The 24,910-nt window shown below is 72.2% G+C and carries 26 protein-coding genes and 1 pseudogene; 12 read left to right on the top strand and 15 right to left on the bottom strand.

Annotated elements, in window-relative coordinates; translation table 11 throughout:
- Nucleotides 1–250: 250 nt before the first annotated feature.
- The 4 genes from DDJ31_RS32605 to DDJ31_RS32590 all read right to left on the bottom strand — a co-directional run bounded on the left by DDJ31_RS32605 (nucleotide 251) and on the right by DDJ31_RS32590 (nucleotide 4,300).
- Nucleotides 251–943 carry a M24 family metallopeptidase gene (locus DDJ31_RS32605; RefSeq protein ID WP_127176821.1) on the bottom strand — a complete coding sequence of 231 codons (693 nt, stop codon included), beginning with the start codon at nucleotides 941–943 and terminating at the stop codon, nucleotides 251–253.
- Nucleotides 944–1,013: 70 nt separating this feature from the next.
- A complete protein-coding gene (locus DDJ31_RS32600; protein ID WP_164784851.1) occupies nucleotides 1,014–2,468 on the bottom strand; it encodes a pyridoxal phosphate-dependent decarboxylase family protein in 1,455 nt (484 codons plus the stop codon).
- A gap of 2 nt (nucleotides 2,469–2,470) precedes the next feature.
- Nucleotides 2,471–3,148, bottom strand: coding sequence for a GNAT family N-acetyltransferase (locus DDJ31_RS32595; RefSeq protein ID WP_127176823.1), 678 nt, complete (start codon nucleotides 3,146–3,148; stop codon nucleotides 2,471–2,473).
- A gap of 189 nt (nucleotides 3,149–3,337) precedes the next feature.
- Complete coding sequence (locus DDJ31_RS32590) at nucleotides 3,338–4,300, bottom strand: polysaccharide deacetylase family protein (RefSeq protein WP_127176824.1); 963 nt, start codon at nucleotides 4,298–4,300, stop codon at nucleotides 3,338–3,340.
- A gap of 189 nt (nucleotides 4,301–4,489) precedes the next feature.
- Between DDJ31_RS32590 and DDJ31_RS32585 the strand changes: the two genes are divergently transcribed.
- Nucleotides 4,490–5,995 carry a glutamate--cysteine ligase gene (locus tag DDJ31_RS32585; protein WP_127176825.1) on the top strand — a complete coding sequence of 502 codons (1,506 nt, stop codon included), beginning with the start codon at nucleotides 4,490–4,492 and terminating at the stop codon, nucleotides 5,993–5,995.
- Nucleotides 5,996–6,033: 38 nt separating this feature from the next.
- Nucleotides 6,034–7,269: a metal-dependent hydrolase family protein gene (locus DDJ31_RS32580; protein ID WP_127176826.1), complete on the top strand. Its 1,236-nt coding sequence runs from the start codon at nucleotides 6,034–6,036 to the stop codon at nucleotides 7,267–7,269.
- A gap of 23 nt (nucleotides 7,270–7,292) precedes the next feature.
- On the opposite strand, the gene DDJ31_RS32575 is transcribed toward DDJ31_RS32580, so the two are convergent.
- Together DDJ31_RS32575 and DDJ31_RS32570 are read right to left on the bottom strand one after the other, a co-directional pair.
- Nucleotides 7,293–8,147 (bottom strand): alpha/beta hydrolase, encoded by an 855-nt coding sequence (locus tag DDJ31_RS32575; RefSeq protein WP_127176827.1) that lies wholly within the window; start codon nucleotides 8,145–8,147, stop codon nucleotides 7,293–7,295.
- Between the two features lie 3 nt (nucleotides 8,148–8,150).
- Nucleotides 8,151–8,888, bottom strand: coding sequence for a VOC family protein (locus DDJ31_RS32570; protein ID WP_127176828.1), 738 nt, complete (start codon nucleotides 8,886–8,888; stop codon nucleotides 8,151–8,153).
- A 230-nt stretch (nucleotides 8,889–9,118) separates the two neighbouring features.
- Between DDJ31_RS32570 and DDJ31_RS32565 the strand changes: the two genes are divergently transcribed.
- Nucleotides 9,119–10,054 (top strand): SDR family oxidoreductase, encoded by a 936-nt coding sequence (locus DDJ31_RS32565; RefSeq protein WP_127176829.1) that lies wholly within the window; start codon nucleotides 9,119–9,121, stop codon nucleotides 10,052–10,054.
- 297 nt (nucleotides 10,055–10,351) lie between these two features.
- On the opposite strand, the pseudogene DDJ31_RS32560 reads toward DDJ31_RS32565, so the two are convergent.
- Nucleotides 10,352–10,534: pseudogene (locus tag DDJ31_RS32560) on the bottom strand (tetratricopeptide repeat protein); the annotation flags it as partial.
- 21 nt (nucleotides 10,535–10,555) lie between these two features.
- Nucleotides 10,556–11,236, bottom strand: coding sequence for an AfsR/SARP family transcriptional regulator (locus DDJ31_RS32555; protein ID WP_127176831.1), 681 nt, complete (start codon nucleotides 11,234–11,236; stop codon nucleotides 10,556–10,558).
- 218 nt (nucleotides 11,237–11,454) lie between these two features.
- On the opposite strand from DDJ31_RS32555, the gene DDJ31_RS32550 reads away from it, so the two are divergent.
- Nucleotides 11,455–11,940, top strand: coding sequence for an RICIN domain-containing protein (locus DDJ31_RS32550; protein ID WP_127176832.1), 486 nt, complete (start codon nucleotides 11,455–11,457; stop codon nucleotides 11,938–11,940).
- A gap of 139 nt (nucleotides 11,941–12,079) precedes the next feature.
- On the opposite strand, the gene DDJ31_RS32545 is transcribed toward DDJ31_RS32550, so the two are convergent.
- A complete protein-coding gene (locus DDJ31_RS32545) occupies nucleotides 12,080–12,637 on the bottom strand; it encodes a DUF3291 domain-containing protein (protein WP_127176833.1) in 558 nt (185 codons plus the stop codon).
- A 445-nt stretch (nucleotides 12,638–13,082) separates the two neighbouring features.
- On the opposite strand from DDJ31_RS32545, the gene DDJ31_RS32540 reads away from it, so the two are divergent.
- Both DDJ31_RS32540 and DDJ31_RS32535 read left to right on the top strand, forming a co-directional pair.
- On the top strand, nucleotides 13,083–13,448 hold the full coding sequence (locus DDJ31_RS32540) for a hypothetical protein (protein WP_127176834.1): 366 nt from the start codon (nucleotides 13,083–13,085) through the stop codon (nucleotides 13,446–13,448).
- A 123-nt stretch (nucleotides 13,449–13,571) separates the two neighbouring features.
- Nucleotides 13,572–13,802 carry a hypothetical protein gene (locus DDJ31_RS32535; protein WP_127176835.1) on the top strand — a complete coding sequence of 77 codons (231 nt, stop codon included), beginning with the start codon at nucleotides 13,572–13,574 and terminating at the stop codon, nucleotides 13,800–13,802.
- 1 nt (nucleotide 13,803) lies between these two features.
- Here the strand turns inward: DDJ31_RS32535 and DDJ31_RS32530 are convergent, their stop codons facing one another.
- A complete protein-coding gene (locus tag DDJ31_RS32530) occupies nucleotides 13,804–14,181 on the bottom strand; it encodes a nuclear transport factor 2 family protein (protein ID WP_127176836.1) in 378 nt (125 codons plus the stop codon).
- A gap of 285 nt (nucleotides 14,182–14,466) precedes the next feature.
- Here DDJ31_RS32530 and DDJ31_RS32525 point away from each other — a divergent pair, with 285 nt between their 5' ends.
- Both DDJ31_RS32525 and DDJ31_RS32520 read left to right on the top strand, forming a co-directional pair.
- Nucleotides 14,467–14,901: a hypothetical protein gene (locus DDJ31_RS32525; RefSeq protein WP_127176837.1), complete on the top strand. Its 435-nt coding sequence runs from the start codon at nucleotides 14,467–14,469 to the stop codon at nucleotides 14,899–14,901.
- Between the two features lie 650 nt (nucleotides 14,902–15,551).
- Nucleotides 15,552–15,929, top strand: coding sequence for a hypothetical protein (locus DDJ31_RS32520; RefSeq protein WP_240677989.1), 378 nt, complete (start codon nucleotides 15,552–15,554; stop codon nucleotides 15,927–15,929).
- 392 nt (nucleotides 15,930–16,321) lie between these two features.
- On the opposite strand, the gene DDJ31_RS32515 is transcribed toward DDJ31_RS32520, so the two are convergent.
- Nucleotides 16,322–16,735: a winged helix-turn-helix transcriptional regulator gene (locus DDJ31_RS32515; RefSeq protein ID WP_127176838.1), complete on the bottom strand. Its 414-nt coding sequence runs from the start codon at nucleotides 16,733–16,735 to the stop codon at nucleotides 16,322–16,324.
- 132 nt (nucleotides 16,736–16,867) lie between these two features.
- Between DDJ31_RS32515 and DDJ31_RS32510 the strand changes: the two genes are divergently transcribed.
- Nucleotides 16,868–17,722, top strand: a complete 855-nt coding sequence (locus tag DDJ31_RS32510) for an alpha/beta fold hydrolase (RefSeq protein WP_127182495.1) — start codon at nucleotides 16,868–16,870, stop codon at nucleotides 17,720–17,722.
- Between the two features lie 40 nt (nucleotides 17,723–17,762).
- Here DDJ31_RS32510 and DDJ31_RS32505 read toward each other — a convergent pair whose 3' ends face one another.
- Both DDJ31_RS32505 and DDJ31_RS32500 read right to left on the bottom strand, forming a co-directional pair.
- Nucleotides 17,763–17,975 carry a hypothetical protein gene (locus DDJ31_RS32505; RefSeq protein WP_127176839.1) on the bottom strand — a complete coding sequence of 71 codons (213 nt, stop codon included), beginning with the start codon at nucleotides 17,973–17,975 and terminating at the stop codon, nucleotides 17,763–17,765.
- 249 nt (nucleotides 17,976–18,224) lie between these two features.
- Nucleotides 18,225–18,953, bottom strand: a complete 729-nt coding sequence (locus DDJ31_RS32500) for a methyltransferase domain-containing protein (RefSeq protein WP_164784852.1) — start codon at nucleotides 18,951–18,953, stop codon at nucleotides 18,225–18,227.
- A 709-nt stretch (nucleotides 18,954–19,662) separates the two neighbouring features.
- Here DDJ31_RS32500 and DDJ31_RS32495 point away from each other — a divergent pair.
- From DDJ31_RS32495 to DDJ31_RS32485, 3 genes are all read left to right on the top strand, one after another.
- Complete coding sequence (locus tag DDJ31_RS32495; RefSeq protein WP_127176841.1) at nucleotides 19,663–20,394, top strand: trimeric intracellular cation channel family protein; 732 nt, start codon at nucleotides 19,663–19,665, stop codon at nucleotides 20,392–20,394.
- Complete coding sequence (locus tag DDJ31_RS32490; protein ID WP_127176842.1) at nucleotides 20,378–21,643, top strand: M20 family metallopeptidase; 1,266 nt, start codon at nucleotides 20,378–20,380, stop codon at nucleotides 21,641–21,643. The genes DDJ31_RS32495 and DDJ31_RS32490 overlap by 17 nt, the downstream gene beginning before the upstream one ends.
- A gap of 929 nt (nucleotides 21,644–22,572) precedes the next feature.
- Nucleotides 22,573–23,664 (top strand): ArsR/SmtB family transcription factor, encoded by a 1,092-nt coding sequence (locus DDJ31_RS32485; RefSeq protein ID WP_127176843.1) that lies wholly within the window; start codon nucleotides 22,573–22,575, stop codon nucleotides 23,662–23,664.
- A gap of 107 nt (nucleotides 23,665–23,771) precedes the next feature.
- Here the strand turns inward: DDJ31_RS32485 and DDJ31_RS32480 are convergent, their stop codons facing one another.
- The gene (locus DDJ31_RS32480; protein ID WP_127176844.1) at nucleotides 23,772–24,158 is read right to left on the bottom strand and encodes a hypothetical protein; all 387 of its coding nucleotides are present in this window, start codon (nucleotides 24,156–24,158) and stop codon (nucleotides 23,772–23,774) included.
- 391 nt (nucleotides 24,159–24,549) lie between these two features.
- On the bottom strand, nucleotides 24,550–24,876 hold the full coding sequence (locus DDJ31_RS32475; protein WP_127176845.1) for a hypothetical protein: 327 nt from the start codon (nucleotides 24,874–24,876) through the stop codon (nucleotides 24,550–24,552).
- Nucleotides 24,877–24,910 lie beyond the last annotated feature (34 nt).

The following is a 24,910-nucleotide window of genomic DNA, read 5'->3' as shown; positions in this document are numbered from 1 at the left end:
TCCTCTCGGCCGCCGTGCGGCCCCCTCGCCGTGATCGGCTGCCGACAGCTTCCCACACCGACTCGGCTGCTCATGACCGCCGTCGGGGCGCGCCGGCGTCCGTCAACCATGGTCGCAGGCGCGGGAGTTCGCCTCCGGGCCGGGGTTCAGCGGGAGGCAGGGTGTGCCGTGGGCGCTCTCGTACCGGGTCACCACCCCCTCCCCGCAAGGGCGTTCGCCTTCGGTGTCCGGGGGTGGCCGGCGGCCGGGTTCAGCCGAGGGTGAGGAGTTCCTCGTAGAAGCCGCCGAACCCGTGGGCGCGGTCGACGAGATGGATCTCCAGAATCCAGTGGCAGACACGTCCGGCCTTGTCGGTGCGGCGCAGCGGGGTGTCGTTGGCCGGGGTGATGTACGACTCGACGTCGGCGCCGTCGATCCGCTCGTGCGGGAACTCGCCGACCAGGTGCCCGGCGTGCCAGCCGCCCAACTCCCAGCCCGCGTCGGTCGCGAGGCGCGCGACCTCGGTGTGCAGGCGCGCGCCGGTGATTTCCGGGTCGGCGGCGAAGTGCCGCTTGCCCGCGGCGAACACGTCGGCGAGGTCGTCGCGCAGCCGGCGTTTGACGGGGTCGTCGCCGAGGACGAAGGTGCGGCCGAAGTCGGCCTCGTACTCCTCGAAGATCGGACCGAAGTCGGCGAAGACGATGTCGTCGGCGCCGATCAGCCGGTTCGGCGGGTTCTCCTTGTAGGGCAGGAGGGTGTTGGGGCCTGAGCGCACGATCCGCTTGTGCCAGTGGCGGGTGGTCCCGAACATCTCGTTCGCCAGGTCCCGTACCCGGTCGCTGACCGCCCGTTCTCCCTCTCCCGGCGCGACAAGGCCGCGCCTGTCGATCTCCGCGAAGAGGCGCTCGGCCTTCGCCTGTGCGTCCAGCAGGCGCGTCGCGCGCGTGGGTTCGTCGTCCGCCATGGGGCGAACGTAGTTCGCGAGGGCGCCGTCGGCAACGCGGTCGCACCGGGTGGCGCGGGGTACGCGCTGGTCAGCGCTTGTCGGCGGGTGGGCGGGACGCGGAGGTGCCCGGCTCGCCGTGCTCGCGGTACGCACTGAGGAAGGCGTCCGCGGTGGCGTCGGCGCTCTCCCGGCCCGTCTGCCAGTTGGACACGGAGATCCGCACCGCCGGCCGGCCGTTCCAGGTCGTGGGGGTCACCCAGCAGGTGCCCGCGCTGTTGAGGGTGTCCACGACCCGCTGGGTGCGGTCCTCCCCGCCGATGTGCAGCAGGACCTGGTTGAGGGTGACGGGGGCCAGCAGTTCGACGCCCGGTTCCCGTGCGAGGAGTGAACCCAGTTCGCGGGCCGCTGAGCAGTTGCGTTCGACGATGCGCGCGATCCCCTCGCGGCCCTCGTGGTGCAGGATCGCCCAGAGCGTCAGGGCGCGGGCGCGCTGGGAGATCTCCACGCGGTGGTCCATCGGGTCGCGGCCGGTGCGTTCGGCGGTCTGGAGGTAGTCGGCGTCGAACCGCACCGCGTCGACGAAGGGTTCGGGGCGGGCACACAGGGCGATCCCGCAGTCGTAGGGGGTGTTGAGCCACTTGTGGCCGTCGCAGGACCAGGAGTCCGCGCGTTCCAGTCCTTCGAGGGCGGGTCGCAGGACGGGTGAGGCCGCGGCCCACATGCCGCAGGCGGCGTCCAGGTGGAGCCAGCCGCCGTGGTCGTGGGTGATGTCGGCGATCTCGGTCAGCGGGTCGACCGATCCGCAGTCCGTGGAGCCGACCTGTCCGCACACGATGAGGCCGCCCGGCGCCCTGGCCGCGAGTTCGGCCAGGTGGCGCGGGTCCATCCGGCCGTCGGTCCCGGCGTCCACCTGTGCGACCTGGTCGCCGAGGCCCAGCAGGCGCAGGCAGCGCAGCCCCGAGACATGGGTGTGCTCGCCGGTGAGGACGGTCACGGGCGGCGAAAGCCGCATGCCCTGTTCGTTGACGTTCCAGCCCGCCGCGTGGAGTTGGTGCTCGCGGGCCGCCGCCAGGCAGGCGAGGTTGGCCGTGGTGCAGCCGGAGGTGAGGCCCATGACGGTGCCGGTGGGCAGCCCGAACAGGTCGACCAGCCAGCGTTCGCAGACCTGTTCGGCCACCGAGGCGAGCGGGCTGGTCTCGTAGACGGCGGCGCACTGGTCCCAGAGGCTGACCAGCCAGTCGGAGGCGATCCCGATCGGCAGGGCGCCCCCGACCACGTATCCGAAGCTGCGGGAGTCCCCGGACGGGAGGAGTCCCGACTCGCCCGCCTCGACGAGCCTGCGCAGCGTGGCGTGTTCCCCGTTGCCCTCGCCCGGCAGTTCCCCGCCGAGCAGGGCCGCGAGCCGGTCGGGGTCGCGGGGGCGCACCGGGCGCGGTGTCTCCAGGAAGAAGCGGGCGTAGCGGGCCACCGAGTCGAGGAGGTCCAGGTCTTCGGGGTCGATCCGGCCGTCCGCGAGGCACTGTTGCCGGGGGCTGTCGGCCATCGTCAGCTCCCGCCGTCGGCCGCGCCGGCTCCCGCGGGCCGGGACGCCGTCGTGGGGGGCCGCCAGATGGGGAAGATCGGCGGTCCGTCGGGCAGGGTCAGCGCGGGGCCGAGCCTGCGCTGGCCCAGCCTCTCGTAGAGCGCCAGATTGCGGGGCGACGACGCTTCGGCGTAGGCGCCTGCCCGGTCCTCGTCGGCCAGCGCGAACAGACATTTCTTCAGGCGAGTACCGAGGCCGCCGCCCTGGTGGTGGGGACGGGCGGCGACGAAGGTGCCGTAGTAGTGCGGGGGGAGGCCGGTGGGGTGCGACGCGCCGAGCATCGTCATCAGATGCACGGTCCGGTCGGAGTCGGCGCCGAGCCCCGCGCGCAGCGCGTCGAGCAGTCGGTCCTTGACGTTCTGCGGCTGGTCCACCGCGTCCGGCGGGAAGTACATGCTGACCGCGCCGAAGTCCTCGGTCCGCAGCACGGCGCCGCCCTGCGCGAAGGTGTGTCCGACCATGATCGTGAAGTAGCTCTCCAGCAGCGAGGGACGGGACGCGGCGTCCGGGAACAGCCACTGGAACACCGGGTCCCGGTCGAAGGACTGGCGGTAGACGGAGACGATGTCCTCCTGGTCGTCCGGGCGGGCGGGGCGGCAGGAGAACTCGGTCGCCACATCGGTGACGTGCGGGACGTTCATGGATTCCCTCCTCCAGGAGACGGAACGGGACCGAACTGGACGGAACTGGAAGCGAGTTGAGGGACGGCGGCGGGGCGGTACCGGTGGCCGGCTCCGTGTCCGGTGGCCGGCTCCAAGTCCGTTGGCCGGGCTCCAGGGGGAGGCCGGAGCGGGACGGGCGGGCCGGTTTCGGTCCAGGGGGCTGACGGCCTAGGCGGCCTCCCCCTCCGCGGCCGGCGGCGCGATGCCGATCAGGCCGCCGAGGTGCCGCGCCACTTCCTCGTGGGTGGCGAACCAGACCCCCGGCCGGCCGCGGATGTGGGCGAGGAGTTCGCGCAGCACCAGGACGCGTGACCGGTGGCCGATCACATGCGGGTGCAGGGTGAGTTGGAAGAGTCCGCCCTCGGCGAGCGCGCCGTCGAACTCGTCCTTCCAGATCCGCAGCACCTCATGGGGGGCGAGGATCTGCCGTGCCGCCGGATCGTCGGGGAAGTACGGGGCGTCGTCACGGATCCAGGAGACCGGGATCTCGACCAGCCCGGTCCGCTCGCCGCGTTCCAGCAGCTCGTACGGCTCGTCGTCGGCCATCATCGACGAGTCGTACAGCAGGCCGAGCCGCCGGGCGACGGGGACGGTGTGTTCGGTGACGTCCCACCACGGCGTGCGCGTGCCCCGGGGGGCGAGGCCCGTGCACCGGCGCAGCACCTCGGCGCCGCGTTCGGCCAGCGCGTGTTCCTCGGCCCCGGTCAGGTCGCCGCACCGCTCGTGGATCCAGCCGTGCAGCCCCACCTCGTGGCCGTCGGCGCCGATCGCCCCGACGGCCTCGGGCGTCAGGAGCGCCGACACGGCGGGCACGAAGAAGGAGGCGCGGACGCCGTGTACCCGCAGCAGCGACAGGATCCTCGGCAGACCGGCGCGCGCCCCGTAGTGCGCCTGCGCGAGGAGCCCGGGGGACGTGCCGTTCTGGCAGAGCGGCGCCGTCTCGTTGTCGAGGTCGAAGCTGAGGGCGACGGCGACGGACGCTCCGCCGGGCCAGTGGGGGACGTCCGCGCCTCGTCCGGCCCCTACCTGGGTGGCGAGACGCCGCCATTTCTCCTCGGGCCAGCGCCACGGCCGGTCGGCCGCCGGGTCCTGCACGGCTCTGCTCTCCGTGCCCTCGGGCCGGTTCTCCATGGATCATCAGCCCCTCGGGATCGGGGAGAGAAGGAGTCGGACGGGTGCCGAGGACGGGCCGCTCCCGGACCGGAGCACGGCTCCTGACCAGTGTCGTCGCGTCGGGGCACGGCCGCCACTCGGCGACCGGTGCGTTTGCCGGACGCCGCGCACGGGCCGACATTGGTCCGGGACGACGAGGAGCGGCACATGGGGCGAGACATCGACCAGGAGACCTTCACGGAATCCGACTTCTCCGCCTTCCGCAGACGCCTGCGGGACTCCGTGGGCACGCTGAGGCGGACGCTCGACGTCCCCGGCTTCGGCGAGTCGGAGATCAGCGTGGGGGCCGAGCTGGAGATGTTCCTCATGGGCGCTGACGGCCGCCCGGCCGCGCTGAACGACCAGGTCCGCGCGGACGCCTCGGACCACCGCATCTGTCTGGAGGTCGACCGGTTCAACCTGGAGGCGAACCTGACGCCGGTCGGGATCGAGGGCAGGCCGTTCACCGCGCTGCGGTCGGAGTCCGACACGCTGCTGGCCGCGGTCGGGGCCGCGGCCCGCCGCCACGGGGCGCTCCCGGTGACGATCGGGACGCTGCCCACCCTGACCGCCCCCGACCTGTGCCGGTCGGCCCTGACGCCCCGCGGCCGGTTCGACCAGATCGAACGGGCCCTGCGCGCCCGCCGCGGCACGCCCTACCTCCTCGCGTTCGCGGGCGAGGAACCGGCGACCCTGCTGGCCGACTCCATCGCGGTGCAGGGCGCGACCTGCTCCTGGCAGCTCCATCTGGTCGTCAGGCCGGGCGAGTTCACCCGCGCCTACAACGCGGCGCAACTGGCGACCGGCCCGGTGCTGGCGGCGGCGGGCAACTCGCCCCTGCTGCTGGGCCGCAGGCTCTGGCAGGAGACCCGCATCCCGCTGTACGAACAGGGCTTCGGCGACGGCGGCGGAACCCCGCGGGTCCTTCGGCGGCCCGCGTCGGCGAGGCCGCGCCCCCGGGCGTCCTTCGGCCACCGCTGGCTCGACGGAGGTGCGGCGCGCCTGTTCGCGGACGCCGTCCACCACCACGACGTGCTGGTGCCGGTGCTGTCGCACCGGGAGCCGGCCGCCCACGACGGGCCGGCCGGCGCGGCGCCGTGCCTCGACGAACTGCGCCTGCACCAGGGGACGGTGTGGACGTGGAACCGACCGGTGTACGACCCGGGCGGCCATGTCCGCATCGAGTTCAGGGCCCTGCCCAGCGGGCCGACCTCCCTCGACATGGCCGCCAACGCCGCCTTCCTGCTGGGGCTGACCCTGCACCTCGCCGCGGGGCCCGCGCCTCCCCACACCGTGCTGCCGTTCGCGACGGCCCGGGGCAACTTCTACCGGGCGGCGCGTTCGGGGCTGCGCGCCAGGATCGGCTGGCCGTCACCCGGCGGAGCCCTCACCTGGAGCCGCGCGGCCGATCTGCTGCCGCGGCTGCTGCCGCTCGCCGCCGAGGGGCTGGTCGGCGCGGGGGTCGACGCCGAGGAGGCCGGGCACCTGCTGTCCGTGATCGCCGCGCGCGTCGCCGGCGGGCAGACCGGCGCGGTGTGGCAGCAGCGCGCGCTGACGGCGCTCGACGGTCACGGCGACCGCCGGGGCGCGCTGCGCCTGCTGACGCACACCTACGCCGGTCTTGTCACCTCCGGCGCCCCGGTCCACAGCTGGCCCGTCCCGGCCGCCGGGTGAGCCCGCCCGACCCGCCCGCCTCCCCCGGAGAGGATCACATGCCCAGCACGCCACACCGCGACGTATGGGTGCGCGCGGACCGCCTGTGGGACGGCGTGTCCGACCGCCCGGTCGACGGCCTCCGCGTCCGGGTGCGCGACGGGCGGGTCGCCGAGCTGACCACCACTCCCCCGCCGCCGTCCGGCGGCGACACCGTCGAACTGCCCGGCTGCACCCTGCTGCCCGGCTTCATCGACTGCCATGTGCACACCCTGGACGAACGGCTCGACACCTCCTCGGCCGCCTACCAGACCCTCCAGGCACTGCCCGCGCTCCGCACCCTGCTGGCGTGCGGCTTCACGACCGTGCGCGATCTCGGGGGCGCCCACAAGCCGCTCAACACGGCGCTGCGGCGCGCGGTCCACGAGGGGCTCGTCACCGGCCCCCGCATGCTGGTCGCGCCGAACATCCTCTCCCCGCGCGGCGGCCACGCCGACAAGTCACCGGAGCTCGCCGAGCGGTACGGCGTCGAGATCGGCACCCTGGCCGACGGCCCCGACGAACTGCGCCGCGCCGTACGGCTCCAGGCCCGCGCGGGCGCGGACTGGATCAAGTTCGTCGCCAGTGGGGGCTTCTCCTCACCGGTGGACGGCCCCGACGACACCGCCTACTCGCAGGCGGAGATGGACGCCCTCGCGTCGACCGCGCGGGACCTCCATCTCCCGTGCGCCGCCCACGCCTTCGACGACGAGTCCATCACCCGAGCCGTCAGGGCGGGGGTGCGCAGCATCGAACACGCCTGTCTCGCGACGCCGTCGGCCTATGGGTTGATGGCCGAGTACGGGACCTTCCTGGTGCCGACCCAGTACGCCCAGAGCTATTTCCTCGCACGGCTGGACGACGAACGCCTCTGGGCCGACCAGCCGCCCAAGATGCGCCGCGCCTACCACCGGTACGCCGAGGAACTGCGCGTGGGGCTGCGGCGTCCGGCGGGCACCGACGTGCGGATCGCCTTCGGCACGGACGCGGGGATGTTCCCGTACGCCGAGAGCTGGCGGGAGTTCCCGACCCTGGTCGGCAACGGGCTCTCCCCGCTGCGTGCCCTGCGCGCTGCCACCGGCGTCGCCGCGGAGCTGCTGAGCAGGCCGGACCTGGGCAGGATCGCCCCGGGCGCCACGGCCGACCTGGTGGCTCTGCGCGGCGACCCGTTCCAGGACATCGACGCGACGGGACGGGTGCGGTGGGTGATGCAGGGGGGCCGCCCCGTCCACGGGGAGGAACGGGGCGGTGGGTGACCGTGCGTGGTTCTCCCGGAGTGTCAGCGTGCGGTGAGGCGGGCGAGGAGTGCGGCGGCGGGGCCCGGGTGGACGAGCCAGCGCAGGTGGCTGCCTTCGAGGGTCGAGACGTCGAAGGGGTTGCCGGGGGTGAGGGCGTCGGCCTCGCGGATCATGCGGTCCTGCATGGCGAGCGGGATGCTCGTGTCGTGGGCCAGGCGGACATAGGTCCTGGGGATCAGGCCCCAGGTCGCGGCCTGGGCCCGGTCGGCGGACGTACCGCCGTCGAGGTTCTCGTCGGGCTGGAAGAGGTTCAGGAAGGTCCGGAACTCGTCGTCGGTGAGGTCGGCGGCGAACGCCTCCTTGAACGCGGCGAGCGCGGCCGGGTCGGCGGTGCGGAAGTTGGTCCTGAGCAGGCCGAGTTCACCCGGGTTCCCGACGAGCGAGGCGGCGAAGGCTCCCAGGTCGACGCTGGCCATCTCCGGCTGGCCGTAGTAGCCGCCGGCGTCGAGGTCGACGGGGCACCAGGCGGAGACGTACACGATCCGGTCGATCAGCTCGGGCCTGGCGTTGGCGACGGCGGTGGCGGTGATGCCGCCCCTGCTGTGCGCGACGAGGACGGTGGGCCCGTTGCGCCGGGCCCGTTCGAGGACCTCGATGACGCGGGCGGCGTTGTCGGCGAGCGTGACGCCCTTGATGCTCCCGGGTTCCGCGGCGAGGGCGTCGAGATCCTGGGGAGCCTGGTAGGAGGCGGGGAAAGTGGCCTCGAACCCGTGCCCCGGAAGGTCGACGGCCACCGAGCGGTGCCCGAGCAGGGCCAGCTCGGCCTGGAGCGGCGCGAACGAGAACGAGTTCGCGAAGGCCCCGTGGACAAGGACGAAGGTCGGCGGATTGGTCATGCCTCAGCCTCCGGCAGAACGATCTACGGGGCAAGAGAGGAACTCGTTGCCGTCGGGGTCGAGCAGCGGCAGCGGGCCGTCGTCGCTCCCGCCGGGGCCGGTGCGGGTGGCGCCGAGCGAGATCAGCCGGTCGACCTCCGCCTCCCGGGGGACGCCGGCGGGGACCGCCAACTCGAAGCGCACTCTGCTCCTTCCCGTCTTCGGCGCCACCGGAGGACCACCCCAGGTGATCTTCGTGCCGCCGTTGGGCGACTGGATCGCGGTCTCCTGGTCCTGGTCCCAGACCAGCGGCCACCGCAGCGCCTCGCTCCAGAAGCGGCCGACGTCCCGCGTACCGTCGCAGGCCAGCGCCCCGATGGGGCCGGTGTCGGCGAGGAACCTGTTGCCCGCCTCGATGACGCACAGTTCGTTGCCGTCCGGATCGGCGAGCACGACGTGCCCCTCTTCGGGGAGTTGGCCCACGTCGAGGTGGCTCCCGCCGAGCCTGAGCGCCCTGGCCACCGTCTCCCGCTGGTTGTCGGGGGAGGTGCTCGTCAGGTCGAAGTGCGCCTGGTTCTGGACGGTCTTCGGCTCCTGGGACGGCAGGAAACGGATGCGGAAGCCGGCGGGGTCAGGGGGCAGGATCGTGACGTCGCCGTCCGGCCCTTCGGCGGACTCCCGGTCCAGGAGCCCGGACCAGAACCGCGCGGAGTGCGACGGCCTGGCGGTGTCGAAGCAGATCGCGAACAGTTCGCTGGTCATGTCCCGTACGTCTCCGCTCCGTTGCCGGTCGGCACGGTGCCTGACCGTCCCCGGGCCCGCAGCCTAGGGCCGGCCGCCCGGCACCCGCATCCGGGTTTCCGTCGCCGTCGTCTCCGTCATCGCCCCGAAAAGACGACAGAAGGTGTCGGTACAGCGGCCGACCATGGCACGAACGGCCCGCGTCGACGACGGACCCGGGCCAGGAACGCGCAGACGGACAAGGGGACTTCATGACACTCAGGCCCGACACACAGGACCCGGACCTCCAGGGCAGGATCGCCCTGGTCGCGGGTGCGACGCGGGGCGCCGGACGGGCCATCGCCGTCCAGTTGGGCGCGGCGGGCGCGACGGTCTACGTCACCGGCCGTACGACTCGGGAGCGCCGCTCGGAGTACGACCGGCCCGAGACGATCGAGGAGACCGCGGAGCTGGTCACCGGGGCGGGCGGGACCGGGATCGCGGTACCGACCGACCACTTGGTGCCCGAGCAGGTCAGGGCGCTGGCCGAACGCGTCGACACCGAGCAGGGGCGGCTCGACGTGCTGGTCAACGATGTCTGGGGCGGGGAGCGGCTGTTCGAGTTCGACACGACGGTGTGGGAGCACGATCTCGACGCGGGGCTGCGGCTGCTGCGGCTCGGCGTGGACACCCACGCGATCTCCAGCCACTTCCTGCTGCCGCTGCTGGTGCGCGAACCCGGCGGGCTGGTGGTGGAGATGACCGACGGGACCTCCGCGTACAACGGCAGCCGCTACCGCAACTCGTACTTCTACGACCTGGTCAAGAACACCGTCCTGCGGATGGGGTTCGTCCTCGCGCACGAACTGCGGCCGTACGGCGGGACGGCGGTGACCGTCACGCCCGGCTGGATGCGTTCGGAGATGATGCTCGAGACCCTCGGCGTCACGGAGGAGACCTGGCGCGACGCGCTGACCGAGGTACCGCACTTCTGCGTCTCGGAGAGCCCGTCGTACGTGGGGCGCGCCGTCGCGGCGCTGGCGGGCGACGCGGAGGTCGCGCGCTGGAACGGGCGGTCGGTGTCCAGCGGGCAACTCGCCCAGGAGTACGGCTTCACGGACCTCGACGGCTCGCGCCCCGACTGCTGGCGCTATCTGGTCGAGGTGGAGGAGGCGGGCAGGCCGGCGGACGCGTCCGGCTACCGGTGAGGACCGGATCGGCCGTGAGGTGCGGCGGATCGGTCAGCGGGCGAGGCCGCGGTCCGCGACCCGGCCGGCGGGGCGCGGCCCGCCGGGCGCGGGTTCCGCCGTCCTGATGTGGTGGCGCATGGCGGCGGCGTCGGCGTCCAGTCCCCGGTCGGTGTAGATCGCGGCGGCCTCCCGCCGGCAGCCGACGGCCTCGGTGACGCGTCCGAGGTGGTTCAGTGACGTGGCGAGGACGGCGAGGGGCCAGGCGAGTGTCTCGTCGTGGCTGCCGAGGGACGCCCGACCGAGTGCGACCGCGCGTCAGCAGTGGACGACGGCCGTGTCGTGGTCGCCGAGGCCCTGCAAGCCCCTGGCGATGACCGCGAGCGCGCACGCCTCGCCGTCGGTGTCGCCGAGCCGGCGGCGCAGCCGCACGCTGCGGGTGCCGTGCTCGACGGCTTGACGGTGGTGGCCTAGATCGGCGTGGAGTCGGGCGAGGTTGCCTTCCGCGACCGCTTCCCACCGTCAGGTGTCGAACCCTCTGCTGAGCACGCGCGCCTCGTCGAAGTCGCCGAGCGCCTCGGCGAACCGGGTCTGCCTGCGCAGCAGTTGGCCGAGTTCGGTGCGGGCGGCGATCTGGAGGTGGAGGTTGCCGATCTCCTCGGCGAGGGTGGAGGCACGGGTGAGGTCGGGCTCCGCATCGGGGTGCCGCATCTGCACCAGGGCCTCTCCGCGGGCCAGCAGGACGTTGGCCTCGTGCTCGGTCAAGCCGGATCGCCGGGCCGCCCGCAGGCCCGCGGTGGCGGTGTCGACGCGCTCTTCCCAGCCGCCCATCAGCACGAGGAAGCCGAGGGCGTCGACGAGGTGCAGGGCGTACCGGTCCAGGGCGACGCCAGCGGCGAAGCGGAGCGAGTCGAGGTCCTGCTCAGCGACGCGGATCCGGTAGCCGGGTTCCTCGGTGAGGATGAGCCGCTGCGCGCTGTCACCCAGACGTTCACGCAACGCCGAGACGGAGTTGCGCAGTTGCTTGACGGCGCTGGCGGGCGGCTCGTCGTCCCAGGTCATCTCGGCGAGTCTGGACAGCGGCACCACCGCGTTCGGTGCCAGCAACAACGCGGCGAGCACCCGCTGACGGCGCGCTCCGGGCACCGGCACCCGCTCGGTGCCCCTCCAGACCTCGAGCGCGCCGAGTACGCGAAAGTCCATCCCCCGAACGTCACCCATCACCGAAAGTAACCATCCAAGAGCATAGCGTTGGCGATGCGGCTCGCCCAACGGCCGTGGTGACGCGGTGAGGACGCCATGGGGACGGCGCGCGAGACGGTGATCGTCGTCCCCACCGATCCCCGCGATCCGGTCGCCGAAGGCACCGCCGAGCGGTGGACAGGAGGGGCCGATCCATCAATCGACCAAAGGGATCAGCCATGGAACTCAAGGGACATCTCGCCCGGTTGGCCGGCGCCGGCGCGGCGGGCGCGTTCGCCTCGACGCTGCTGTTCGGCACCACGGCCTCGGCGCAGACGGCGAGTTCACCGCGGGCGGTGCACTACCAGGTGGTCAACGGCAACAGCCGCAACGCCTACCTCCAGGTGGTGATCACCCAGTCGGGCCAGGGCCGCCTCGTCCTCGCCACGTGCGACCGCAGCGCGAAGCAGGTGTGGACGATCGCCGGTGGCGTCTTCAAGAACCCGGCGACCAACCAGTGCCTGGACGGCGACGGCTCGGCCGTCTACACGCAGCGGTGCAACACCGACGGGTATCAGAAGTGGACCACCACGTCCGGCAGCCGCAAGTACATCAGGCACGTCAAGAGCGGCAACTACCTGCACGCGGGCGGCGGCATCGGGGACCGGGTCGGATTCCGGCCCAGCACCGGGACGGCGTCCCGCTGGGTGATCGGCCGGGTGTGACCGGCTGACCCCGTGAACGCGGCGGGCCGCGACTGTGGACGGCCCGCCGCGCCGGACCCGCTGGGCCGAGTCGAGGGCGAGTCGGAGCGAGGGAGGCGATCCAGTCGGCCGTCGGGCGCCTCGGCGGCACGCCTGCCGATCAGTTCGTGGACTCGGGGTCGCACCCACTCGGCGGTCGCCGGGCCGGCGTTCCCTCCGGGGTGAACGGGTGGGGGAAGGTGAAGGCGTGCGGCGCGACGTCGTGCTCGTGGAGGTGTTCCAGCGCGGACACCCCGTCCCGCCAGGTCGGTGTCGCACCCTCGGAGACCCACCAGCACACGTGATTCGGGTGCCCCGTCCTCTCGAACCAGTCGTACCGCCTGTTCAGCGCGGCGCGGTGGAGACCGGTGTAGACCGCGTCGAACGCGGGGCGCAGGCCGGTCCAGAGGGAGAGGGTTGTGGCCAGGGCGGTGGTATCGACCGTGCGGCCCTTGCGGTACCAGGCCGGTACGGCGAACTCCCCCCACGCACCCCAGTCCGCCCCGAAGAGCATGCCCCGGTCGCCTTCGGCCGCTTCGGCCCGCGCGAGGTATCCGGGGTGCTGACTGATCTTCCGGTAGACGGCCTCACCGGTGTCGTAGAACTCGCGGGTGAGAGGCGCGGGATCGACGAGCGGCGACTTCAGGGTGCCGAAGGTGTACAGCGCGAGTAGGGGCATGCGTCTCTCCCTGGTCGGGGTGCCCGGTGCGGGCCGGGTGCGGTGGCTCACGCACGGGACGAGGTGGCGCGGAGGCGCGACCGACTCGCCCCGTCGCGGGCAGCTCAGCTTGGGCGAACTCCCTTGCGGCTGTGGGCGATCGCCGAGGACCAGGTGAAGGTAGCCGCCTTCGCCGACCCTGTCGAAGTTGCGTATTTCCTGCCCAAGTGGCCTGCCGCACAAGCGCCGCGTCGCGCGGCATCCCGCGGACCACGGACGGGAAGCCCGTGCGCTGCCCCCCGTCCTCGTATGACACCGGGGCGCACCTTTCGTCGGCGCGCTGGTGTGCGTGGCGCAAGGGGCGTGCCGCGTCTGCCGTCCCAAGGTGCCCCGCGCGCTCTGCCGGAGAGGACCGGGAGGGACCTAGCGTTGTGGCAGGCAAGAAACCACCACCTATGGGGGAAATGTGACTGTCCGAAACCGATTTGTCGGCTCCGCCGCGACGGCGGCCATGCTGGGGGCGGGGCTGCTCGCCACCGCCGCGCCGGCCACCGCCGCCGTCTCCGCCGCTGCTCCCGCAGCGTCCGCCGCGTCGGCCCCGGCCACCGCCAGGGGTCTCAACTGCGGGAGCCCGCGCCCGCTCACCGGCAGCGGAGGGCACAAGGGCGCGTCGGTCAGCTGTACCGGCGGGGCGTTCACGGCGTCCATCGTCTGCGACAAGCAGGGCTACCGGTACGTCCACTTCGGCAACCGCGCGGTGTCCGGCGGCACTTCGACCGTCTGGTGCGACCTGGGCGCCTACGTGGTCTCGGTGAGGGTCGAGCCCACCTGATCCACGAGCTCACCTGATCCACGGGCCCACCTGATCCACGGACCCGGCAGGGTCCCGGCCCGCCGGGGGTACACCCCGGCGGGCCGGCGTCGCGGGAACGGGCCGTACGCGATCGACGAGTCGGTGGAGGACATCCACCGACTGATCGAGACGCTGGGCGAGGAGCCGCCGCCGTTCATCGTCGATCACTCCCCCAGCGGAGTGATCGCGACCGCCCGTGCGGCCGGTCACCCGAGGCCAGCACCCGTGTTCTGCGAAGCAGAGCCGCCCGACCCGGAACCCGACCCGATGGCGTCCTGGCTGACCGCGCGTCCCGAATCGGCCGCGAGAGAGCAAGGCGCAAGAGGAGAATGACTCAGGAGCCGGACGGCTCGATCTCCCCCGCGAAGACGATGACCTGGTCGATGAGGCTCCGTCGCAGATGGACGACGTCCGTCCCCGCCAGGCGGGGGCCTCCGTCCGGCGTCGTGAAGACCCACTGGTACCGGGCCCACTCGTCCGGCATGTCCACCCCGGAGCAGCGCACCATCGTGCCGGTCCCCGCGGGGTGGCGCCGGATGTCCAGCACGAACCGCTCGACCGCCTCGATCCCCTCACTGCGGCCCAACGGCCCCCAGAAAACCACGTCCGAGGTCAGGGCCTGGGCGAGCAGCGCAGTCACATAGCTGTCGTCCGAGGCGTTGAACGCGGAGATGAACGTGTCGATCGCGGACCGTGCGATTTCTTCCTGCATGCACCAGTAATAGCAGTCGCCCAGCGGACCGCGCTCGTCCCGTGAGCCGTCTCCCGACCGCGGTGAATCATCCCGGTCACAGTACCGGCCTGGTCCGCGACCTCGGGGGCTCCATCCGGCCTCTGCGGACGACTGTCACAGTGGTGGGACCGCAGTGGTTGCAGAAGGCGATGGTGCGCGAGGCGTAGTAACAGGAACATGTGCCGCTCAGGCCCTGCACACGCGCTCGCTCCCCTGGTCATGCCGGATGAGGGGCGTCGGCGGACGGCTGCCACAATGACCGATATGGACGCAGCAGAAGCCAGGAGCAGCCTCGGGCAGACTCACCAGTCCCACCCGCCCCACCGCGCTGTGGCGCGCCCGCCCCTGCCCGTCTGGGTGCCGCCGTCGTGCGCGGTCCTGTTCGGCGCTGCCGTGGCCCTACAGGCTCCGCAGAACGGTATGCCGGGCCTGACGTCTGCCCTCATCGGCCTCGCCCTCGCCATCGGCGCCTATGCGCTGGTCACGGTCGTCCGGGGCCGTCAGGGCGCGCGAAGGCGTTCCGCCTCCAAGTGGGGCTGGACAGCGGCCGTCGTCTGCGCCACCGCCCTCTCGACGTCTTCCCTCACCGGAGCCGACGCGTCCGAGCCGCGCTGGCTCTACGTCGCCTCGGGTGTCGCCGTCGCCGGGATCGTCTGGTACCGGTTGCAGAGGAACGCGCCTGTAGGTAACCGGAGTTGACGAGGTCGCCGAGGGGGCGACTCCCTTGATCTGACCTGACGTGACCTGATCTGACCTGACTTGATCTGACGGCCTCGCCCGCGTCGAGAGGGAGCGGGGCCGTCGTTCACGCGAGGCCCGGGAACCACTGCCTCGGTGCTTCTGCGAGACCGGTCCCTGGCTCCCGTCGAGGAAGTGGCCCGTCGAGCACCGGAATCCGTCCCCGTATGACACCGATACGCCCCTTTCGTCGGCGCTCTGACGTGCGCCGCGTGAGGGGCGTGCCGCGCGTGCCGTGTTGAGGTGTCGAGTGCGCTCTGCCGGAGAGAGCCGGGCCCGATCTAGCGTTGCATCAAGCAAGAAGCCGCCGCCCTGACGGAAGAGGGACGGCCCGAATCCGACTCGCGTCGACTCCATCGAGACGCCGGCTCGTCGACTCCATCGCGTCCGTCGCCTCCCTGTCGGCCACCGCCCAGCACGGCAACCGGGCCACGCCCGGCGGCACCTCGACCGTCCGGTGCGAACTCGGCGCCCTCGTGAACTGCGGTCCGACGAACGCCAGTTGATTCGCGCGGAACCCGGCATCTCGGGAGGGATTCCAGGACCCGTGGATGAGAAACGTCGGCAGCAACTCCCCACCACACAGGAATGCCCCTCGAAACAGGAGGTCCATGATGAACACAGGTATGCGCCGACGAGCCGTGAAGACCGTCATGACGTTGACGATGGCGGGCACACTGGGGTTCGGCCTGATGACACCGGTGGCGTCCGCCGCCCGCAACGGGCCCTGCTACGACGGGCGATGCACGATCACGGTGTCGGCGCCCAAGACCATCAAGGTCAACAGCCGTAAGTTCGGCTTCAAGCAGTTCAAGGTCACGCACATCAGCTCCCGACTCGTGGCCATGTCGACCACCACCACGGACGGAGTGGGACTCAGCGGCAGCACCAGTCCGGGCGGCACTGTCCAGCTCAACAACCTGCGGATCTGGGTGAAGTGGGTCTCCGGCCGCAAGGCCAGGCTCCAACTGTCCCCCGTGCCACGCTGAGCCCGGCGTCGGTGTCCGGCGCGTTCGTCTCGTGCCGGGGCCCGTCCTGACGACCCGGTCGGCCTCATCTCTCCGACCGGCCTCAACCGGTCGCCGGCCGATCTCGCACGAGTACATGTGGGTCGCCGGGCAGACGGTCGCGCTGCGCGAGGTGCGCTGCTATCTGCGCGCGGAGTGCCTATCGTCCTCGGCGAACGGGCGCCGCCGGGCCGGTCGACTGGCCGTTCGGCGTGCCAACTGGCTCCGACGGAACGCTGTTTGGGCTTGACCAGGCTCGGACCGCCAGCAGCAGCCGCCCCGGGACCTGTTGCTGCGAGCAGGAGCCCGTCCCGACGAACGCCGTCTCACGACGCCGCGCCGGCGCCCGGAGCTGACGTCACCGGATACCGCGCTCAGTCGACGGCCGACTCGTCGGCCAGCCGGTTGTTGCGGTCGATCGCCGACATATGAGTCTCGGCCCAGACGCGCAGGGCGGAGAGCGGTTCCTCAAGGGACAGGCCCAGCTCGGTGAGGCGGTAGTGGACAGCCGGCGGCACGGTGGGCTCCACCCGCCGCGCGACCAGGCCGTCACGGACCAGGCTCCGCAACGTGACGGACAGCATCTTCTGGGAGACGCCCGGGACCCGGCGCCGCAGATCCGCGAAGCGCAGCTCGCCCGGCGCCTCCCGTGCCAGCACCTTGACCACCATCGACGTCCACTTGGTGCCGACGCGGTCGAGCAGCCGGCGGGTCGGGCAGTCCGGATCGAACAGGTCACCGCGCTCACCGGGCCGCGGGTCGGGTCCGCCGGGTCTCGACGTGGTCACCTGGGGCTCACCACCTGAGGGGAAAGTGCCGTCTTGGACGGACCAGCATAGTTCCCTACCGTGACCTGGTCACTATTCCTCACCGCCACCGTTCCTCACCACCTCTGCTCCCCACCACGTCTGGAGTCCACCGTGCCCGAGCTGCGTCGCGTCCGCGTCAACGGTGTCGAACTGAACGTCGCCCTCGCCGGATCGGGCCCCGCCGTCCTGCTGCTGCACGGCTTCCCGCACACCTGGGAGCTGTGGACGGACGTCATGGCCGAGCTGTCCGCCCGCCACCGCGTCATCGCGCCGGACCTGCGCGGGTTCGGCGCGAGCGGCCCGGCCACCTCCGGGTACGACGCGGGCACCCTCGCCGAGGACGCCGCGGCGCTGCTCACCGCGCTCGGTGTGTCCTCGGCGGCGGTGGTGGGCATCGACGCGGGCACTCCGCCGGCCTTCCTCCTCGCCCTGCGCCACCCCCGCCTGGTCCGGCGCCTGGTCGTGATGGAGTCCCTGCTGGGCCGGCTGCCCGGGGCCGAGGACTTCCTCGCCGGCGGGCCACCCTGGTGGTTCGGCTTCCACTCCGCCGCGCCCGGCCTCGCCGAGACCGTTCTCGACGGCCACGAGGCCGAGTACGTCGACTGGTTCCTGCGCATGGGCACCCTCGGCGACGGGGTGCGTCCCGCCGTCCGGGACGCCTTCGTCCGCGCGTACACCGGCCGCCAGGCGTTGAGCCGCGCGTTCTCGACCTACCGGGCCCTGCCCGAGAGCGCGGCCCAGATCGAGCGCGCGGTCGCCACCGCCCGCCTGACGGTGCCGACGATGGCGCTGGGCGCTCAGCCCGTCGGCGCCGCGCTGGAACGCCAGCTCCGCCCGTTCACGGACGACCTCACCGGACACGTCATCGAGAACTGCGGCCACATCATCCCCCTGCACCGGCCGCGCGCCCTGCTCGCGCTGCTGCGTCCGTTCCTGGCCGGTCCGGACGCGGCAGCAGCGGTGTGACGGGGAGCCACGATCACGGCGCTCGGACGCCGTACCCGCCTCAGGGGCGGCCTGGTCCGTCGCAGGCGGCCTCGACGAGGCGGCGGCCGAGTTCAGCGATGCACCGCGCGGGGCCCTCGGGGCTTTCGGGGCCGAGGACGGTGACGGTGGCGGTGACGGTGACGGTGACGTAGACGCCGTTGAGGACGAGGACCAGTCCGTCGGCGAGCCGCTCGGGGTCGGCGGCGCGGGCCTCGGCCGCCAGGTCGCCCATCGAGTCGCGGACCCGCTGCCCAGTCGCTGGCGCCCCTCGACGCCACCGCCCGTCCGACCGGCAGGCGTCTTGACGAGCCGCTGGTCCTCCACGGCGTCCGCACGGTCTCCGACGAGAACCTCGCGGCGCACGCCAGTCGCTACCGCGAGCTTCTGCGTTTCGCCTTCCGTCTGATCAACCGGGTTGCGTCCGGCGGTTGTTGGGGGCGTGATCACCCAACGCCCCCGACCGGCCTCGCGGCTGTGGCCGTCAGGGTTTGCGGGCCCGCACTTGTACGAGGAGGCTCTCGCGGACGGTGGTGTGGGGCCGGCCGAGGTGGTCGCGGAGTGTGCTGATGAGCGAGTCGAGTTCCTGGGAGGTGAGCGGGGTGTGGCGCAGGAGCCGGTCGCGGAAGAGACCGGCGAAGGAGAGGAGCAGGGTCTGGTAGCGGTCACCCGGCTGCCAGTAGTAGGTGTGGGCGCTGGTGCGGACGTCCGTGAGGCCGGCTTCCCGCACGAGGCCGGGCAGCCGGGCGCCGATGTGGACGTCGCCTCCGAAGACCTGGGCGAGCAGGTCCTTGAGCCGGCTCCACGCGGGGTGCGGCGGGTCGCACTGCCAGGTGGCCCAGTCGAGCTCCTGGACCGCGACCCACCCCCCGGTCCTGACCGCGGCGGCCATCGAGTCCAGAATCCGGCGGGGGTGAGTGGTGTTGATCAGCAGCAGCCGGCAGTGGGCGAGGTCGTACAACGCCTCGGCGGCGGTGGTGGGCGGCAGGGCTCCGTGGCGGACTTCTACGTTGCCGAGGGCGAGTTCGGTGACGGACTCCCGGGCCCAGCCGATCATCCGATGATCGGTGTCGAGGCCGGTGACCTCCCCGGTGGGGCCGACCCGTTCGCTGAGAAGGTCGAGGATGCCCAGCGGGCCGCAGCCCAGGTCGAGCACCTTCGCGTTCGACGGCAGGGGAATTCCGTCCAGGAGGGTCGCTGAGGCGGGCCGCAAGAGTGCACATTGGGCGAGGAGCCGCTCCCGCTCGGCGCGCGAGGATCCGAGCAGATACTCGGCGTCCCCCGAAGAATCCCCGTCCCGTACCGGGGCTGCCGCACTGCTCACGTGTCCTCGATTCCCCCCGTGCACGACCATCGGCGCACGCGACAGACGGTGACTTCCTCATCACGGGAAGCAATATCCTGACGGCTGAGGCCCTGGCAAACCCGCCCGCCCGAACACCCCCGAACACTCATCTGACACCGCGCACTTTCGAGTGGGCACAGGCAGCTCCCCCAGCCGCTCCCAGCAGCACCGGCCGCCCCGCCCCTCCGCCGGAAGCAGACCCTGACCAGGAACGATCTGCCCCCCCCGCCCCAGGACCGGGGCCGAAGCCTCCCCTGACGCCGTCGCCGCGTCCGCCGGATGTCATGGCTGCGCCGAGGGAGACAGGGACGGCGGTCGCCTGCCCACGGCGACGGCGACCGAGGCCCTGCTCCGCCCGCGACGGGACGGCAGAGCGGACCGGATCGGACCGGACTGGACCAGACCGGATCGGATCGGCTGGAGACACGCCACCTGTTCGAGCCGGCGCTGGAGCCGACGCCGGAGCCGGAGCCGGAGTCGTCCCGGCCGGCTCGGCGTGGCAAGCGGGCGCCCGCGTCGATCTGGAGGTGCGGACACCGGACCGTGGCCCGACGATGTGGACAGTTGGGGAGGAGGCATGACCTCATGGCTGACACCGGCGGAAGTGAACACGGTCACCGGGTACCTCGACCTGGCCGGCGTGCTGATCTGCGGCCTGCTCGGCGGTGTGGTCGCCCGAGCCGAGGGTCTCGATCTCTTCGGCTACCTGGCCGTCGGTACGGTCTCCGGCCTCGGCGGCGGCATCATCCGCGACACGCTGCTCCAGCACGGCACCCCGGTGGCACTCACCGACCCGGCCTACCTGCCCACTGCCTTCATCGGCGCCCTGCTGGCCTTCCTCGCCGTGCTGGGCGAGGAGCAGTGGGGTCGCATGTTCGCCTGGCTGGACGCGGCCGTGCTGGGTTTCTGGGCCATCGCGGGTGCGCAGAAGACGCTTGCCGCCGGTCTCGGCTGGCTGCCCGCGGTGCTGCTGGGCACCATCACGGCCGTGGGCGGCGGCGCGGTCCGCGACTTGCTGCTCCGCCGGGTTCCGGCTGTACTGGGCGGGAACGGCCTCTACGCGACGGTCGCCGTCCTCGTGTCGGCGCTCTACATCCTGTGCGCAGGCTTGGGAGTGCCCACCGTCGGCATCGTCTGCGGTGTACTGGGCGCCGTGCTGCTGCGCCTGGTGGCCAACCGGCGCGGCTGGGCGCTTCCCGGCGGCCTTCCTCTGGAGCCGTCCGAAGCGGTGCGCAAGGTCCGTTCGAAGGGCAGACGCCCCTTCCACCGCTCCAACGACGAGGAGCCCCCCGATGACCGCCGCGGCTGACAGAGTTCTTCAGGGCCTGGACGACGTCAGGCAGCAGGTCGAGGACTTCTACCGGGACCTGCACGCGCACCCTGAACTCGGCCTGGCCGAGACCAGGACGTCCGCGCGGGTGGCCGACCGGCTGCGCGACTGGGGATACGAGGTCACCGACGGCATCGGCGGCACCGGAGTCTGCGGCGTCCTGAAACACGGCGACGGGCCCACCGTGCTGCTGCGGGCCGACATGGACGCACTGCCGGTGAAGGAGGCCACCGGACTGCCCTACGCCTCGACCGCGACCACCACCGACCGGTCGGGCAACGAGGTACCGGTCATGCACGCCTGCGGCCACGACGTCCACGTCGCCTGCATGCTGGGCTTCGCGCGTCTGATGGCCGAGGCCGAGGACGGGTGGCAGGGCACTCTGGTCGTGCTCTTCCAGCCCTCCGAGGAGAACGGCGACGGCGCGGACGCGATGCTCTCCGACGGACTGGCGGACCGCGTTCCGCGCCCGGACGTCGCTTTCGCCCAGCATGTGCTGCCGTACCCGGCCGGTCACGTCGCGGTGCGGCCCGGTGCGTTCCTCAGCGCCGCCGACAGCCTGCGGGTCACCCTGCACGGACGCGGGGCTCACGGCTCGGCGCCGCAGGCCGCCGTCGATCCCGTGGTCCTGGCCGCGATGTGCGTCGTACGACTGCAGACCATCGTCTCGCGCGAACTCGCGCCCACCACACCGGCCGTGCTGACCGTCGGCAGCATCACGGCCGGGTCGAGCCCCAACGTCATTCCGGACTCCGCCGTCATCGAACTCAACGTGCGCAGCTACGACGACGCCACGCGCACCCACCTCCTGGACGCCATCGAGCGCTGCGTCCGTGCCGAGTCCGAGGCGTCCGGTTCGCCGGAGGCGCCGACCATCGAGAAGCTGTCGGAGTTCCCTCCCACCCACAACGACGCCGATGTGGCGAAGCGGCTGGACGAGGCGTTCCGCGCCCACTTCGGCGACCGTGCGGGCACCGCGGAACTACAGACCGCCAGTGAGGATTTCAGCGAGATTCCCCGGGCCCTTGGAGCTCCGTTCTGCTACTGGAGCATCGGAGGCACCGACCCGGACCGCTACGCCGAGGCCGAACGCAAGGGCACCGTCAACCAGGACATCCCCATCAACCATTCAGCCGCGTTCGCCCCGGTGATCCAACCCACCCTCGACACCGGCGTCTCGGCCCTGGTGGTGGCCGCGCTGGCCTGGCTTCAGACCCCCGAGGCGTGACCGCGTTCTTCTGAGACCGCTCCGGCGACCGGCGTTGGGCCTCGACCCCCGCCTTCACCCTCACCCTTGCCTGCGCCTTCTCATTCAGCGATCCGGCATCGCTTCGTCGGTCGCGTTGTCCAGTCATTGTTTGTCCGGCGCTCACGCCCGACACCGAACAATCTCCCGGCGCTAAAAAGAGGCCGTGGCACCGAACGCGGTGACCGGTCCGGTCAGTTCCGGGAGGGAAGCAACATGCCGAGGCACGCACGTCGACACAAGGTCGTGACGATCGCGGTCGCCGGAGTTCTGTCAGCCGGCCTGCTCACCGGTGGGTGCGCGAGGGGAAACGCCGGTTCCGGTCAGGCGCATCGACTCCCCCACCGGACACCGGACGCGGCACACGGGTCGGCTTCCGGCCTGGCGCATGGTGCCGCTGACACGGTCGAGTCGTCGCCGCGCTCCGGGGGACGCTCCGCCCTCTCGCGCCGAGGCGGTCAACGACGTCAGCAGGCGTGCACGGCCGGACGCCCGGTCCAACTGCGCACCCGCCGCCCCCGCACGAGCTGGCCAACCCGCCGCATAGAGGAGCGAACTGGGTGCGAGTTGGCCGAACCGCGCCGGGAGCGAGCATCGAAGGTGTGCTCCCGGCGCGACAGACCGCTCGGACGGGAGATCTCTCCGACGGCGGTGCGGCACGGGCGGGTTTCTGCGCGGCGGCTCCGGGGAGCGCTTCCGTGCTCCCCCGTATCGCCTCCGCGCACCCTGTGAGCCGGGCGCGGTGTCCTGTGCTTCCGTGGTCTGCTGAGGTGACCGGCGGGGGGCCGGAGTCGTCACGTCCCGTTTTCACAAGTCTCTCCGTGCTGCCCTCCTCGGGAACCGCCCGCTCGCGAACTCCCGGAACTACTGGGGGTGGTGACGACCGGGAGAGTGAGCAGGGGGGCACGGGGATGCTGCGTTTTCACCTGGCGACTGAGGATCTGCTGCGGGTGCGGCTGGCGCCGGGCCCGCATCCGATATGGGAGATCTCCTACAGCCTGCACCTGCTCCAGACACGGGAAGCGGTCCTGCTGTTCGATCCCTGGCGTCAGGCCGTGCGACGTGCTCTGGCCCGCGCGGGACTGTCCCGCGCGGTCGCCGAACTCGCCCGCCTGTACCCGCCGGGCGACTACTGGCCCGACTTCCTCACGCCCGGGGACGATCTCACAGACCCGGAGAGCGGCCTGGATCTGCTGATGGCGACACCGCGGTCCCGGCTCAGGCACGAGCTGACGCTGATGGCCCGCTACCACCGCGTCCTGCCGTCCTGGGCCCGCGAGATGGCGGACGGGGACCTCACGACGATGAAGCATGTCGGTGAACTGGTGCGCCGCTACCACGAGATCGCCGTCGCCCCCTACGCCGGGCATCTCCGGCGCGCGTTCGCCGCCGGGCGGGCCCGCCGGGCGGACATCGTGCTCGACCACGGTGCCGGCCAACTCCTCCCCAGCTACGCCTCCCCGCTGATGAGCTGGCACGACGGTGTGCTGGACGTCTCCTCCCCCTGCCCGGTGGATGCGGAGTTCCACGTCGGCGGGCGGACCATGACGTTCCTGCCGTCCTTCTTCTGCGTGAACCACCCCTCGGCGCTGGTCGACCAGGAACGACCCGTCACGCTCACCTGTCCCCTGCCTCATGAACTCGGCTGGTTCCCCGGGCCGACAGGCCCGGACAGCCCCCTGCCGCCCGGCCCCCGGCGAGATCTCACGCGGCTGATCGGCCCCGCTCGCGCCGCGACGCTCGATGCCCTCGACCACGCCATGACCACCACCCAGCTCGCGCTGGCCCTCGGGCTCTCGGCTCCGAGCGCCAGCCGCCACGCGGCCACCCTCCGCGACGCCGGCCTGGTCGACTCCGAGCGCCGTGGGCAGTCCGTCGTGCACATCCGTACGGCGATGGGGACCTCCCTCCTGGAGGGGCGCCCCACGACAGCGGCGGTGCGACCCACGCCCAGGACCGCACCGCCGCGCACCGCCCAGTGGGCACGCGTCAACGAACTCTGACGGCACACCGGGCAGCCCGCCTCCCGACGTGGCGGGCTGCTGGCCGGACCCGGCCGGCAGCCGACTGAGCCGGATCGCCCGGGGCGCTCCGGGTCGCTCCGGGGCGGTCAGCCCACGGTGTGGAGGTAGGCGGTCGGCGGTTCGTCGTTCGTGCGGCCCCCGAGGTCGAAGTGCTCGACCTGGCCCTTCTCGCACGCCTTCGCCGAGTAGGTGTAGCCCTGCCGGTCGGGCCACCAGACCTTCATCCGCACGCACGTGCCGTCGGCCGCGGTGTCCTTGATCCATCCGGACACCCGGGTGATGCTGCTGCCGCAGTTCACCGTGTACTGCGCCTCCCCTCCGGGGACGACGACGTGGTACGACTCCCCGCACACCGCCGAAACCGAGCCCGCGGGGACAGCGCCCTGAGCGGCGCTCGCCGTTCCCGTCCCCGCGAGCGCCCCCAGGGCCACAACCGTGCCCGCCGCCGCCTGTGCCAGCCTGCTGAACCGCATCTCTTTCTCCCCATCTCGTGTGGACCGCCGCACCGTGTGATGCCGCGATGCGCAGATACTGCCGAGGTGGCGGACAGCCGGAAAAGCCTTTGCGGTACGGCGAAACGGTCCGAGTGACGAGAAAGAGACGAGAAGGGGGCCCCGCCCGGAACGGGACAGCCGCGCCCTGGCGGCAGACCGACGATCGCGCCGGCCTCATCGTGAGGACGTCGAGCTGTCGCAAGGGTGGTGAGCGGCAGGGCAGCGGCACGCCCCGAGGGAGGTGTCCGGTGAGAGGTTGCCCGACCGATCATGTGGCTGTCCGCCCAGGCCGGTACCGCCGCAGGACGTGCGGGGACAGGAAAGCTCCGTCGTGGTCAGTGGTCAGTGCTCAGCGGTCAACGGCCCGCGGTCAGCGGCCCGCGGTCGCCGGGACGGCGCGGCGTCGGCCGGTGACCTTCGAGGCCGGAAGACGTCCGGCCTTGGACGTGCCGGTCAGCGTGTCGCCGTCGAGCGTGACCGCGAAGGCCAGGTTGAGTCGCAGGGGCTTGGTGACGGCCTGCTTCCAGGTGAGCCGGTCACCCTCCAGGGTGATGTCGCTGAGCGGGACGCTCTCCGCGGCCCCGCGGGCCGTCCCCGTCAGAACACCGTCCTGACGGGGACGGGCGAATTCGACCACCGCTTCGATCGTGCCGATCGGGGTGGAGATGGACAGGTCCCAGACGCCTTCTGCGGCCATGGTGTCGTTCTTCCTCGCGGGTGTGGTGCGGTGG

Source organism: Streptomyces griseoviridis (assembly GCF_005222485.1).
GTDB lineage: Bacteria > Actinomycetota > Actinomycetes > Streptomycetales > Streptomycetaceae > Streptomyces > Streptomyces hintoniae.
Note: the sequence above shows the minus strand (reverse complement) of the source record. Positions and strands in the feature narration are given on the sequence as shown.

Coding starts and splice junctions, on each gene's coding strand:
- DDJ31_RS32520 (WP_240677989.1), top strand. CDS start 15,552: ATGATGAACACAGGTATGCGCCGACGAGCCGTGAAGACCGTCATGACG.
- DDJ31_RS32585 (WP_127176825.1), top strand. CDS start 4,490: ATGGGGCGAGACATCGACCAGGAGACCTTCACGGAATCCGACTTCTCC.
- DDJ31_RS32570 (WP_127176828.1), bottom strand. CDS start 8,888: ATGACCAGCGAACTGTTCGCGATCTGCTTCGACACCGCCAGGCCGTCG.
- DDJ31_RS32490 (WP_127176842.1), top strand. CDS start 20,378: ATGACCGCCGCGGCTGACAGAGTTCTTCAGGGCCTGGACGACGTCAGG.
- DDJ31_RS32600 (WP_164784851.1), bottom strand. CDS start 2,468: ATGGCCGACAGCCCCCGGCAACAGTGCCTCGCGGACGGCCGGATCGAC.
- DDJ31_RS32525 (WP_127176837.1), top strand. CDS start 14,467: ATGGACGCAGCAGAAGCCAGGAGCAGCCTCGGGCAGACTCACCAGTCC.
- DDJ31_RS32485 (WP_127176843.1), top strand. CDS start 22,573: ATGCTGCGTTTTCACCTGGCGACTGAGGATCTGCTGCGGGTGCGGCTG.
- DDJ31_RS32495 (WP_127176841.1), top strand. CDS start 19,663: ATGACCTCATGGCTGACACCGGCGGAAGTGAACACGGTCACCGGGTAC.
- DDJ31_RS32580 (WP_127176826.1), top strand. CDS start 6,034: ATGCCCAGCACGCCACACCGCGACGTATGGGTGCGCGCGGACCGCCTG.
- DDJ31_RS32505 (WP_127176839.1), bottom strand. CDS start 17,975: ATGGGCGACCTGGCGGCCGAGGCCCGCGCCGCCGACCCCGAGCGGCTC.
- DDJ31_RS32475 (WP_127176845.1), bottom strand. CDS start 24,876: ATGGCCGCAGAAGGCGTCTGGGACCTGTCCATCTCCACCCCGATCGGC.
- DDJ31_RS32575 (WP_127176827.1), bottom strand. CDS start 8,147: ATGACCAATCCGCCGACCTTCGTCCTTGTCCACGGGGCCTTCGCGAAC.
- DDJ31_RS32595 (WP_127176823.1), bottom strand. CDS start 3,148: ATGAACGTCCCGCACGTCACCGATGTGGCGACCGAGTTCTCCTGCCGC.
- DDJ31_RS32545 (WP_127176833.1), bottom strand. CDS start 12,637: ATGCCCCTACTCGCGCTGTACACCTTCGGCACCCTGAAGTCGCCGCTC.
- DDJ31_RS32605 (WP_127176821.1), bottom strand. CDS start 943: ATGGCGGACGACGAACCCACGCGCGCGACGCGCCTGCTGGACGCACAG.
- DDJ31_RS32555 (WP_127176831.1), bottom strand. CDS start 11,236: ATGGACTTTCGCGTACTCGGCGCGCTCGAGGTCTGGAGGGGCACCGAG.
- DDJ31_RS32480 (WP_127176844.1), bottom strand. CDS start 24,158: ATGCGGTTCAGCAGGCTGGCACAGGCGGCGGCGGGCACGGTTGTGGCC.
- DDJ31_RS32590 (WP_127176824.1), bottom strand. CDS start 4,300: ATGGAGAACCGGCCCGAGGGCACGGAGAGCAGAGCCGTGCAGGACCCG.
- DDJ31_RS32565 (WP_127176829.1), top strand. CDS start 9,119: ATGACACTCAGGCCCGACACACAGGACCCGGACCTCCAGGGCAGGATC.
- DDJ31_RS32550 (WP_127176832.1), top strand. CDS start 11,455: ATGGAACTCAAGGGACATCTCGCCCGGTTGGCCGGCGCCGGCGCGGCG.
- DDJ31_RS32530 (WP_127176836.1), bottom strand. CDS start 14,181: ATGCAGGAAGAAATCGCACGGTCCGCGATCGACACGTTCATCTCCGCG.